Below are 9,438 nucleotides of genomic sequence, written 5' to 3'. Positions count from 1 at the left end.
CGGAGTTCCGCATCGAGCAGCAGCAGGGCCAGTACTACGTGGCGTTCCAGCGTGACGAACAGTGGCAACGCGACGACACCGTCCTGCAGGTGTCCTCGCGCGCGGACATCGCCCGCTTCTTCAAGGACGACGCCGACCAGATCGACAAGGCGCTGGTGCGCCCGAACGGCGGATTCGGCATCTTCCACTTCAATCCCGGTGCCACGCTCAAAGGCAAGGACAAGGACAGCGACTACATGGCCCTGGTCCTGATCGGCGCCGGACCGGTGTTCAAGGTGCGCTGCGGCTGAGTCCAGGCCGGCGAGCCGCGGATGTGCAGCTGCCGGCGACGCATCAGCGGCTCCCCTGGCAATGCGGGTGGACGCTACGCGTTCCTTCCGGTGCCCATGACCCACCGAAAGGCGACGCAGTAAGGCCGGCGGGCAACTCCCCGTACCCGCCGCCATTGCCCTTCTCCCGCACTGCCGACCGCGCATGGCACGCACGCGGCAACGCCAGCACCCATCCCCTGCAACAGCCCACCCGCAGGCGCGCACAGACGGGCAGTGCAGGCCCGTACTTCAACACGGCCCGTCCCCACGGGCGATGCGATGGATGGAGCTGTACGGCCACTCGGCCGCCTCGCGCACATGGCCGTGCCTGACCGGGTTCTGGTGCACGTAGGCCACGTGCCGATCGAAGTCCTCCGCATCCAGAATGCGGTGCTCCCGAAAACCGCTGTGCCATAGCGGACGTGCCGTGCGGTCGCGGCGCAGCACGGCGCGCGGAGGCATGCCCGGCAGCTGCCGATCAAAGATCGCCTGGATCTGGGTCCAGCGCCGATGACCGTCGTCGTCGCCCTCCGGCAGCGTCCACACGCCATGCAGGTGGTCGGGCAGCACCACGATCGCGTTGATCCGGAACGGACGGGCCAGCTGTGCCACCCGGAACGCGAGGCGCAGGCCCTGGGCCTGCTCGATCAGCAGGCGGCTCTGTCGATCACGCAGGTGCGCACTGAAGAAGTACGCATTGCCGGGCTGCCAGGGGCGGTGATCGTAGGGCATGGGCGCAGTGTGCGATTCCCATCCCCTGACCGCGATCAGCCCGCGCCTGAAGTGCGTATCGGACTGCTGCTCAACGTTGCATCGGCGATGGCTCAACCCGATGTAGGGAGACGGGAACAGCGCGCGCAGGTACGACCCCGCCGGTCAGCGGTGCTGCGCCTCGCAGTTCGTCCTGGCCTGGGACGAAATGTATCCCTTCAAGCCGATATCCTCGCGTGCATCCAACCGCGCGGCAGCCTTCGACGCCTCCGGCAGCAACCGACGAAGCGCCTGGCTTACCGGCACCGACCAGTTCTGTGGCGCGGCGCCCGAATCGGCCGACGCTTCCCCCTCGGTCCAGGGCAACATCATCAGCTTCTGCGAGCGCGAACCGAGCACCTGTGGCGGTGCATTCCCGTATTCGATGACCACGTGCATCACCGGAGAATCGTCGGTCCAGCCGCCACCGAGGTAGTAGTCCTCCAGCACCCCGCGCAGCCGGGCGCCCCCCAGCAGGCGGTGCATCTGGTCCTCGATCTGCGCGGTAGTGCAGGCCGGCACCGTGGTCGAGGCCGACGCCGTTGCACCCCTCAACACTTCCCGTGGCCGCACCCGGCGCGCCACCTCCTCCACGGCGCGCTCGCGCGTCCACGCGGGCGCCGACAGCGCCCACAGCAGTTCGCCTACACGCTGCGACGGGATGCTGTCGGTGGTCACCGGCCCGTTGTGGTCCGTGTCCAGCTGGGAGCGACGCACGAAGGTACGGCGGCCCTCGCCCGGGCGAAACCGATGGACTTCTTCGGCGCGCTCCCATCCGGAGTAGGTGTAACGGATCTCGATCGCACGCACATCCTGCAGCGCGGTCCCCTGCGGCGGCGGATGCGGGGCGTTGCAGGCGGTCAGCGCCAGCAGAGCCATCATGGCCAACAGCCTGCGCCAGCGGCTGCCGAGCCCGGTCAGCGCATCCAGGGCCAGCCTGATTCTGATGGCGCGGTGGCGCGGCAAGGCGCCGAAGCGGCGGCGGGGAGTTTCCATGGTCCGGTGCATCTCGCATTCCTGGAGAACGATGGAACCGCGTGCCCTGCCCGACCACGGAAACGGCCGGCAACCGGCAAGCGGCCAGAACGCACTATAGCGGTGCCCGATGACAGCCGGCCGCTGTCAGGCGGCATTGCCGCCCGGTCAGGTACGATGCCCACCCCTGACTAGCCTGTCACCCGGCCGCCTCACGGCGGGGTGTACCCGACTCCCGTGCCCCATTACACCGGTCCCCTGCTGACCCTTCCGCTCGCCCAAGCCCTCACCCGCGCCCGCGATGCCGGCGCCGGCGAGTGGACCGGCTCGCTCGATCTTGGCCGCTCCACCGGCACCGCCACGCTGGCCGCCGACCACTGGCTGTGGAAGGGCGAGCGCTACGACTACCCCGGCAAGACCCGCGACCGCACCCTGTACTACTGGGATGGCGAGGAGTTCCTGGCGGTATCCCGGTTCGGCTCGGCGCTGATCAAGCTGGTGCCGACCGACTGGGACGCGCCGACCTTCGAGATCGACGGCATCAAGATGCTGCCCAGCGCGCAGGTGTCGCCGTTCGAGGATGCGCGACGCAAGGTGGCGCTGATCGCGCCATCGGGCAAGACCGTGCTGGACACCTGCGGCGGACTCGGCTATTTCGCCGCATGCTGCCTGGAGGGCGGCGTCGCGCGCATCCAGTCGTTCGAAAAGAACCCGGATGTGCTCTGGCTGCGCACGCTCAACCCGTGGTCGCCGGACCCGGACGCGGCCAGCAGTGGGGGCCGGCTGTCACTGACCCAGGGCGATGTCTCGCTGGCGATCGAGGCGCTGGAAAGCAGCTCGGTCGATGCCATCCTGCACGACCCGCCGCGGTTCGGCATCGCCGGCGAACTTTACTCGCAGGTGTTCTACGACCAGCTGGCGTGGGTGATCCGCAAGGGCGGGCGCATGTTCCATTACACCGGCGCTCCCAACAAGCTCACCAGCGGCCGCGATGTGCCGCGGGAAGTAGCCAAGCGGTTGGAGAAGGCTGGGTTCAGGGCGGAGCTGGCGATGGATGGGGTGTTGGCGGTCAGGCGTTGAGGACAATGGACGCCACGCCTCAATCACCGCGCGGCAGCTTCTTCGCCCACATGTTGTCGACCAGGTTCGGATAGGCCCGCCCGTTTTCCTCGGCACGCTGCCGCGCGGCGTCTTTCTGCGCCGGCGACAACGGCGAGGATTTCCCGCCGTTGGGGTTGGGCTTCTTCCACGGGGGAGTTCGGGTCTGGCGCATGGCCGGATGCTAACGCAGCGTCACTTCGCCAGGAAGGCGACCAGCGCCGCATTGAACTGCTCCGGGTGGCTGGCGTTGCAGCCGTGCGGCGCGTCCTTGAGCACCACCGCCTCGCTGCCCACGATGGCCGCATGCGTGCGCTTGCCGGAGCCTTCGTACGGCACCGTGCCGTCGCTGTCACCGTGCAGCACCAGCGTGGGCACCGTCACCTTCTTGAGGTCGCCGCGGAAATCGGTGGTCCCGAAGGCCTTCATGCAGCCCAGCGCCGCGGTCTGGTCCGACTGCTTGCACAGCTCGATGGCCTCCTGCCGCTGCTTCTCGCTGACCTTCAGCACGCCCTTGGCGCTGAAGAAGTCCTTGGTGAAGCCGTCGAAGAAACTGTCGCGGTCGCGCTCCAGGCCTTGGCGCATCTCATCGGCCTTGGCCTGGGTGAGCGGGCCTTCGGGGTTGTCCGGGGTCTGCAGCATGTACGGCGGCACGGCCGATGCAAACACCACGCTGTGCAGGCGCTGCTCGCCATGGCGGGCGATGTAGCGCGCCACTTCGCCGCCGCCCATCGAGAACCCGACCAGCGTGGCATCCTTCAGGTCGAGGTCGTTGAGCACCCCGGCCAAATCATCGGCCAGCGTGTCGTACTCGTAGCCGTCGGCCGGCTTGTCCGATCGCCCGAAGCCGCGTCGGTCGTAGGCCACCACGCGGTAACCGGAATCCTTCAGCACCGGGATCTGCGCCTTCCAGGATTCGGCCGACAACGGCCAGCCGTGGATGAGCACCACCGGACGGCCGGTACCGCCGGTATCTTCAACGTGCAGACGAACGTGGGAAGCAGCCATGGGCAATCCTTCGAGCGATGGGAAAGGAATGACCGATACTAGGCAAGTGCGGCTGCCCATTCCGTGAAAAACCGGACGGCAGCAATGACATCGCATGCACAGGCCTGAGCACTTCACCAAGTCCACACATTGCCTGCACGGTCTCAATCCGTGAGACGGACATTGGCCATAGTGGCATCCGTACCAACGCCTCCATGAGCCGGCTCGGATGGACCTTCGCCCGCTATACCCACGCGCCACCGCCCCCGTCGTACTGGCGATTCCCCGCATCGCCTGCGGCGGACTTGCGCGTACCTTGCTGTTGCATGGCGTGGGCGTGCATCCGGCATCACGGGCCGCGCTGAGGGCGGCGCTGCGGGCTGCAGGGCAGACCGGGCGATGCGTCGGCTGCCTGGCGGGCAGATCGGCAAGGTGCTGCGCATCCAGCATGCCGGCCGGATGAGCAGCGCCGGTTTGCCTTACCGCGTCCGCCACAGCCCCGCCTTGCGTGGCTTCCCATCAGTGCGACAACGCGGAAGCCTGCAGCGAAACTCTCCGTGAACCCAGCGTCGCGTAGGCAAAGGTCAGTTCATTACCAAGCGTCGGCAGCGCTTGCCCCGCCAGCGAACCCGCTATGGCCTGCCGATACCAGCGCCCGCCTACCCGCACGAACTGTGCGCTCTCCACACCCTGTCGGCCGCGCCGCGTGCGCGCCTGCATCACCTCCTGGATCGGCCCGGACACCGTCTCACGCATCACCAGCTTGCGCTGCCCCCACATCCGCAGCGCAGGCAGGCACAGCAGCACCACCCAGAGCATCATCACCACCAGGCCGATACCCAGCCAGGCACTGAAACCACGGCTGACGCCCGGCAGGAAAGCCAGCACGACCAAGGCCAGCACCATCGCCCCGCCCCACCATGCGGCGGCTTGCAACAGCGCGCGAGGGCGTGCCATCAAGCGCTTCCAGTCACGCGAGACCATGGGTGCGACCTCGACGGCTTGTGGGTGCAGGGTTGGGTATTCCACCTGCAGCAGATGTCCGGGGCGGACCGCGTTGAAGACCAGACGAATGGGCGTGCCAGCGGCGGGGCCGACAATCTGGTGCCCGACAAAGCCCAGCAGCTCTTCGCTGCCCGGTGACTCTTCCACTACGGGACAGGATCGGCCATCGACCAGATAGGCGCGGCCCTGACCGCCAGAGGCAGGCAGGATCTGCGCCGCGTCCAGACGGCCCTCCACCACGATGACCTGGCCGGACGCCAGCACCGCACGCAGCGATGCCGTGCGCAGATGCCGATGGACGACGGCGATGATGATCGCGACCACCCCGATGGCGGCGGCAACGAACGTGGGAACCAGCGTCGGGGCAGCGCCACTGGTACGCATGCCCAGCCAGGCTGCGAACGCGGTGATGACCAGCGCCACCCCGATGGCGAAGCGCAGCAGCGTGGTACCGGTGTCCTGCTGAAAGCGTAGATCCGCCTCGAGCCGGGTGCGTAGTTCGGAGCAAAGCGGTTGGGTAACGCGCGGGAGAGTGTTGGACATCCTGGTCTCGATTCTGGGCGCGGTAGCGGGGCTTGGGAGCAGGGAGCGATTATGACCGAGCCCGTCGATTGCGCACTCAAGAATTGCCTGCAGCGGCCGCTAGGTCGGTACGCAGACCTTTTCGGGCAAGGAGCAGTCATGAGCAAGGAATACGGCACAGCGGCCAACAGCGAGGTGACGGTCAACCCGATGCGGTTGCCCAATACGCTGCACCTGGTCCTGGGCGCGGTCTGCTTCGTCTTCGCCGGCGCACTGCTGCTGGGCATCACCAATGCCGACACCGTGCGCAGTATGGGCGTAGGGGCCGTGGGCCGCCTGAGCATCGGTGTGCTGATGCTGCTGATGGGCGGACTGCATATCGGCATGGCCATGCGCTATTTCCGTTTCACCCTGCGTGAGGGCGAAGCGGGCGAGATCGCCGTGCCGACCGACGCAGTCAATCGCAACGACTACCTGCTCAAGGTGATCAATGACGGTATCTTCAACCGTGAGCGTCCCGCAGATCCGTTGCTCAACATGCTGTACGGGCTGGTGCCGCCGCTGAGCCACGCGCCCGCTACGCTGCGCCGGCATGCAGAGATCCAGCTGCAGCGTGCGGTGTACCTCTCCGCGCTGCTGGCCAGCTTCATGTTGGCCTGGTTGTTCGCGCAACCGGCAGCATTCGCGTGGATGGCTGCGTTCTACTTCGCAGTGGCCGTGATCGTGCTCAAGCCGATGTCCACCTTGCGCGCGATCCGCAAGGGCACCATGGAGCCGGATAACGCCAAGCCCTTGCCCAAGCCGAAGTGGACGGCGTTGGTCAGCCTGCTGCTGATGTCCATCGCCGGGCCGCTGGCCATTACCCTGTCGCCGCTGCAGATTCCCTCACCGCCTTTCGCCACGGCCACGGTGGTGCTGCCCACCATCGCGGTCCTGGGCAGCGCGCTGATCGCCAGCGCCCTGTTCATCGTGGCGCTGATCGCCCAGACCCGGCACTACGCGTCTTCCGGCGCGCGGCATCTCACCCGCGAAGATGTGGCCATGCAGGACCTGACCCGTGGGCTTCTGGAGCGCTGGCACACGCGCATGCCCTGGCCGCACAAGGCATACGCCAAGGACCACAACGTACTTCGCGATGAATACAACGGCCTGTTGATGTGCGAGACCGAGCCCGTGGCCCGCGCTGACCAGAGCGCGTCAACGCTTCGCGGTGCCTTCCAGGCAGCATGGGGCTCGCCCACACAACGGCCGCTGTTGGGTCTGGGCCTGTTGGGCCTGCTGCTGGGCATCAGCGGCGTGCTGTTCGCGTTCATCTACGCGCGCAGCAGTGGCGCGGCCATGGTCGGCCTGATCGCGCTGGGCTTCGTATCCTCCGCACAGTTCGCGTTGGCCTCGGCGCACAAGCTTTGGAACCGGGTCGACTTCACCTCCACGCTGTATCGCATGAGCTACCAGGGCACCTACCACCGTGCCGAGCGCGTGGCCGGAAGTGTCGTGGGTGCCAACGGCACCTTGGCCGAGAAGGCGATCCGGTTCGGACCGCTGCGCGTCGCCGTCTGCGTAGCGCAGATCGAATCGGTGGCGTTCTCCCGCGACGGCACGCGCCACATCACTGCCATCGACCTGATGCCCGAGGCCTGCCACCAGCAGTTCGCACTGATGCAGGACTACATTGCCGATGCGCGCCAGCGTGCGGGTGCGTTCTACAGTGAAGAACATCAGGTACGCGAAGTCCTTGCCCACGGCGTACAGCCGCCGGAGTTGCCGGACATGCCGGAAATGCGGCGCGACCGTACCGTGAACATGGCGGAATAAGCCTCGGGGCAGATGCAGCGCCTGAAGCGCCGCATCTGCCTGGACGATCCGACGCCCTTACAACGCAATCCGTGCCACGGACTCCTCGCTGCCCTTTGCATCCTTGTCGCCATTCTTGACCGTCACGTACAGCACGTTGTTCCTGGCATCCAACGCAAGGCTGTTCGGGTGGGTCGGCACGGCGTAGGTCGCCACCGGCGTGTAGGTATCGCTGTTGTAGGCGGTGACGGTGCCGCCGTCGCGGTTGGTCACGTACAGGCGCTTGCGCGGTGCATCCAGCAGGATGCCCAGCGGACCGGCGTCGGTGGCGATGCTGGCCAGTTCCCTGCCGGTGCCGCGGTCGATCACCAGCACGCGCTGGCCCGGGTGGGAGGAGGTGAAGCCCGAGCTGCTGGCCTGGTACTTGCGGATCATCTCCGAGCCCTGGTCGGTGACGAACAGGCGCTTGCCGGCCGGGTCGAGCGCGATGTTCATCGGCTGCTCGGCGCCTACCTTGAAGCGCTTCTCCACCTTGCCGCTGTGGGTGCCGACGGTGACAACTTCGGCCAGCAGGTTGGAGGTGTACACGCGCTTGCCCTTGGCATCCAGCGCCAGGCCCGGCGCCTTGGCATTGCCCAGGCCGGGGATGGTGTTGATCACCTTCAGCGTCTGCGTGTCGACCACGAACAACACGCTGCCGTCGCCGGAGTGACCGGTGACATACAGGCGGTGGTTGGGCGCATCGACCACCAGTTCGCGCAGGTCGTGGGTGTAGGACGCCTTGCCATCCTTGCCCACCACTTTCTCCATCAACTGCACGGTGCCGATGGCCTTGTTCGCGGCGGTATCGACCACGGTGACCGAGGTGTCCACGGTGTTGCCGACATACAGGCGGTCGCCGGCGTCGTCGAGCACCACGCCGAAGCCTTTGCGCTCCAGCGGGATACGCGCTTCGATGGCGAGGGTTTCCGGGTTCAGGCGCAGCACCTGCGCCGGGCCGGCGGCATCGCCGAAGCCGCCCGAGGAGGCGACGAACACGGCGTTCTGCTTCGGGCTGAAGGCCAGTTCGTACAGGCCCTGGGCCACCGGCTTGCGCTGGACGGCAGTTTCAGTGGCTGCAGACGCGGTGTTCTTGCCGATGGCGAAGGCCGACGGTGCGCCGAGGGTGAGGCTGACAGCGAGGGCCAGCGTGGCCGAACGGAGGAGGGAACGTGGGTGCATGCGAGCGTCCTTGTGAGAGGCAGAGGAGAGAGATCCTTGGCTCGCGTGGCCGCTGGGGGCGGCCATCCACACGCAGAGACGGTGTGGGAAGGGCTGGCTGGCGGGGCTATGGTAACAGCTGGGCCGCTATTCTCCGCCGCCGCCCCCGCCGTCGCCATCCAGGGTCATGACGCGTGCGTTGGCCTCCAACTGCGCCTGCTGCCCCTGGGCCTGCTGCTCCATCTGCTGTGCCTGCAACTGCTGCTGTTCCTGATTCTGCGCCTCCAACTGCTGCATGGCCTCTTCCACCGGCATCTCCAACGCCTGCCGGGTACGCATCGACGCACGCCGGCCTGCGGGGTCGCCGATGTCGCCCTCTACCAGGAAGACGAACTCTGCCTCGGGGGACGTGGCCGTTGCGCTGCTCATCACCACATGGTCTGCCCGCGTCAGCCCGTTGCCCTTTGCGAGTACGAACAGGCTTGCCGACATCCGTTCGCTGGTCGCATCGAAGGTCCGCCCATACTCGGCATCGACGGCCGCTACGCCACCGCGTATCTGCTGGAAGAGTGGATAGTCTGGGTGGTCTGGCTTGCTTGGCCACGCTTGGTTTCGCTCTGCATCCTGCTGGGTTGGAGCCCACACGCCACCTTCCAGGGGGGTGTGATCCGACCCGGCAGTTTGTGGCGCGGGTTTCGCGGCCGGTAGATCGTTGGACGACAATCGAACTGGGCGCGTCTCGTGCAAGGCGAACCCAGATCGCTCGAGGTCTTGGTCGTCAGTAGGCGTATCTGCG

10 protein-coding genes are annotated in these 9,438 nt (G+C 66.9%); 3 read left to right on the top strand and 7 right to left on the bottom strand.

From position 1 onward, the window contains the following. The coding region (locus tag RTO53_RS18065) for a hypothetical protein (RefSeq protein ID WP_312239096.1) at nucleotides 1-290 on the top strand (290 nt) is incomplete at its 5' end. 270 nt (nucleotides 291-560) lie between these two features. On the opposite strand, the gene RTO53_RS18060 is transcribed toward RTO53_RS18065, so the two are convergent. Together RTO53_RS18060 and RTO53_RS18055 are read right to left on the bottom strand one after the other, a co-directional pair. Further along, complete coding sequence (locus RTO53_RS18060) at nucleotides 561-1,043, bottom strand: transposase (RefSeq protein ID WP_312239095.1); 483 nt, start codon at nucleotides 1,041-1,043, stop codon at nucleotides 561-563. A gap of 144 nt (nucleotides 1,044-1,187) precedes the next feature. Further along, the gene (locus tag RTO53_RS18055) at nucleotides 1,188-2,069 is read right to left on the bottom strand and encodes a hypothetical protein (protein WP_312239094.1); all 882 of its coding nucleotides are present in this window, start codon (nucleotides 2,067-2,069) and stop codon (nucleotides 1,188-1,190) included. A gap of 204 nt (nucleotides 2,070-2,273) precedes the next feature. On the opposite strand from RTO53_RS18055, the gene RTO53_RS18050 reads away from it, so the two are divergent. Beyond that, entirely contained in the window at nucleotides 2,274-3,116 is an 843-nt protein-coding gene (locus RTO53_RS18050) for an SAM-dependent methyltransferase (RefSeq protein ID WP_312239093.1), read from the top strand. 19 nt (nucleotides 3,117-3,135) lie between these two features. Here RTO53_RS18050 and RTO53_RS18045 read toward each other — a convergent pair whose 3' ends face one another. The 3 genes from RTO53_RS18045 to RTO53_RS18035 all read right to left on the bottom strand — a co-directional run bounded on the left by RTO53_RS18045 (nucleotide 3,136) and on the right by RTO53_RS18035 (nucleotide 5,669). Further along, complete coding sequence (locus RTO53_RS18045) at nucleotides 3,136-3,309, bottom strand: hypothetical protein (protein WP_312239092.1); 174 nt, start codon at nucleotides 3,307-3,309, stop codon at nucleotides 3,136-3,138. A gap of 20 nt (nucleotides 3,310-3,329) precedes the next feature. Beyond that, nucleotides 3,330-4,142 (bottom strand): alpha/beta hydrolase, encoded by an 813-nt coding sequence (locus tag RTO53_RS18040; RefSeq protein ID WP_312239091.1) that lies wholly within the window; start codon nucleotides 4,140-4,142, stop codon nucleotides 3,330-3,332. 498 nt (nucleotides 4,143-4,640) lie between these two features. After that, nucleotides 4,641-5,669, bottom strand: coding sequence for a hypothetical protein (locus tag RTO53_RS18035; RefSeq protein ID WP_312239090.1), 1,029 nt, complete (start codon nucleotides 5,667-5,669; stop codon nucleotides 4,641-4,643). Nucleotides 5,670-5,807: 138 nt separating this feature from the next. On the opposite strand from RTO53_RS18035, the gene RTO53_RS18030 reads away from it, so the two are divergent. Beyond that, nucleotides 5,808-7,463 (top strand): hypothetical protein, encoded by a 1,656-nt coding sequence (locus RTO53_RS18030; protein ID WP_312239089.1) that lies wholly within the window; start codon nucleotides 5,808-5,810, stop codon nucleotides 7,461-7,463. 57 nt (nucleotides 7,464-7,520) lie between these two features. Here the strand turns inward: RTO53_RS18030 and RTO53_RS18025 are convergent, their stop codons facing one another. Both RTO53_RS18025 and RTO53_RS18020 read right to left on the bottom strand, forming a co-directional pair. Beyond that, on the bottom strand, nucleotides 7,521-8,663 hold the full coding sequence (locus RTO53_RS18025) for a YncE family protein (RefSeq protein WP_312239088.1): 1,143 nt from the start codon (nucleotides 8,661-8,663) through the stop codon (nucleotides 7,521-7,523). 126 nt (nucleotides 8,664-8,789) lie between these two features. After that, nucleotides 8,790-9,438 (bottom strand): XVIPCD domain-containing protein (locus tag RTO53_RS18020; protein ID WP_345784549.1); only part of this gene is annotated, 649 nt, incomplete at its 5' end.

This window comes from Stenotrophomonas sp. (genome assembly GCF_031995405.1).
GTDB lineage: Bacteria > Pseudomonadota > Gammaproteobacteria > Xanthomonadales > Xanthomonadaceae > Stenotrophomonas.
This window is presented reverse-complemented; position numbering and strand designations above follow the sequence as displayed.

What these genes read in the sequence shown, in the direction of transcription:
- RTO53_RS18060 (WP_312239095.1), bottom strand. Translation starts at nt 1,043, where the DNA reads ATGCCCTACGATCACCGCCCCTGGCAGCCCGGCAATGCGTACTTCTTC.
- RTO53_RS18040 (WP_312239091.1), bottom strand. Translation starts at nt 4,142, where the DNA reads ATGGCTGCTTCCCACGTTCGTCTGCACGTTGAAGATACCGGCGGTACC.
- RTO53_RS18045 (WP_312239092.1), bottom strand. Translation starts at nt 3,309, where the DNA reads ATGCGCCAGACCCGAACTCCCCCGTGGAAGAAGCCCAACCCCAACGGC.
- RTO53_RS18055 (WP_312239094.1), bottom strand. Translation starts at nt 2,069, where the DNA reads ATGCACCGGACCATGGAAACTCCCCGCCGCCGCTTCGGCGCCTTGCCG.
- RTO53_RS18035 (WP_312239090.1), bottom strand. Translation starts at nt 5,669, where the DNA reads ATGTCCAACACTCTCCCGCGCGTTACCCAACCGCTTTGCTCCGAACTA.
- RTO53_RS18025 (WP_312239088.1), bottom strand. Translation starts at nt 8,663, where the DNA reads ATGCACCCACGTTCCCTCCTCCGTTCGGCCACGCTGGCCCTCGCTGTC.
- RTO53_RS18030 (WP_312239089.1), top strand. Translation starts at nt 5,808, where the DNA reads ATGAGCAAGGAATACGGCACAGCGGCCAACAGCGAGGTGACGGTCAAC.